This is a genomic window from Paenibacillus sp. GCM10027626 (assembly GCF_042676285.1).
GTDB lineage: Bacteria > Bacillota > Bacilli > Paenibacillales > Paenibacillaceae > Paenibacillus_Z.
Genome location: NZ_JBHTHC010000058.1, coordinates 1 through 1,511 on the forward strand (window position 1 = coordinate 1; position 1,511 = coordinate 1,511).

Here is a 1,511-nt window from a genome sequence, read left to right on the forward strand (position 1 = left end):
GGAAGCGCCCCTCTGTCTTCGGCTTTTTTGCCGGACAAAGGGGTCCTTGTAAGAGTAACCTAGTTTTTTCACGATCAATTTGATGTTGACCGCCATCCCCTTGATTTTGGCGAAGACCCGAACCTTGCTTGGATCTTTGAAATAGGGGCGTCTCATTTTTTGGTGGTTCGCTAATTCATTGTTCATGCGTTCCACATTGTTCCGTGCCCGTAACGCGGCTTGGCCTTCGGGCGTTTCATTCATGGCCTTGGCCTCTTCGGTGAGACGGTGATGGTCGCTTATAAAGATGCTGCGGCCGTTTTCATTTGTGGTACACGTTTCGCGAATCAAACATGCCTTGCAAGTTGCAGCATCAAAGTAATGCTGAAATCCATTCTCCACATTGTTACGTACTTTTCGAATGGTTACCTGGTTTTGCGGGCAAGTGAGGCTATTGGATTTTTCATCATAGTAAAACTGCTCTTTGCCTAAAAGCCCCGAAGGATTCGTCGGCGGTACAATGGGCGTCACGAGCTTGTATGGGGCACCGACGAGTTGCGCCCGGTAAGCCCCATAACCATAAGCGCTATCGGCTCCAACGATCTCCGGGTGTGTCTCATGATGATCGATCACTTGCTGAATCAGTTTGCCTGCCCGCATGCCATCGTGCTCGTTGGCTGGGATGGGCTCGATTTCAACGATGAATCCAGAGTGGCTGGATTTGACGACCTGGATTTTATCGGTGTGCTTGATTTTATTTTTAACTGCAAAGCGCAGATCCGGATGGGCCGCATGCGAGACGCGATCTTTCGGACGTTCTTTTTCAGGGATTTTTTCATATTTTGGTCCTTGCTCCGGCGTATCGTCGGTCGGAGGGACAGGACGTGCGTTTTGCTGCAGAATTTTATAGAGCAACGCTTGCAATTCTAAAGCACGCAACTGCCGCTTGGCATCTGGCCATTGCCAAAACAACGTATGAGCGGCGCCGTGCTCAAACCAACTGAGCAACGAATACGCGCGGACGACCAACTTGTGAAAAGCCAACGCTTGTTCTTCGGAAGTGGCGCCTTTAGGCAACCGCTCAAACCAGGTCTCGCATTGCAAGGACTCCATCGCGAGTTGAAAGAGCGGAAGGTTCGCACGTTTCAACTGCTGGAGAATTTGCAGGATTCCTTTCTGAATGAGGCGTCTGGCCCCCATCCACTGGGCATGCGCATGCGTGATGAACGAGTCGATTAACCAAGTATCGCCTTCCTGGCCCCATAATCCGTAGCTTTTCGCTTGGGCAAGCACATAATGGAAACAAGCATGAAACAGCGTATCCCCCATCCGATTCCGATCAAGCCCAAGCGTGCTATGATCAAGGCCGGTAAAGGATAAAGGAACGCCAATAAATTTTTTGATCGCGATGTCAAACATTAAACGAATCTCAAGCTGGCGATCGGACAAGTTCTCCATCGCCTGAACCAAATGCAGCTTGAGTTTGAGCGAAGGCGCAAAAGGACGCTGCCCCCTTGGCGCGTACAGATGGG

Annotated in this window: 1 protein-coding gene; it reads right to left on the reverse strand. The window is 50.6% G+C overall.

Going from position 1 to position 1,511, the window contains the following annotated elements; genetic code table 11:
• The coding region (locus ACFQ0N_RS38170) for a transposase (RefSeq protein ID WP_379335724.1) at window positions 1-1,511 on the reverse strand (1,511 nt) is incomplete at both ends.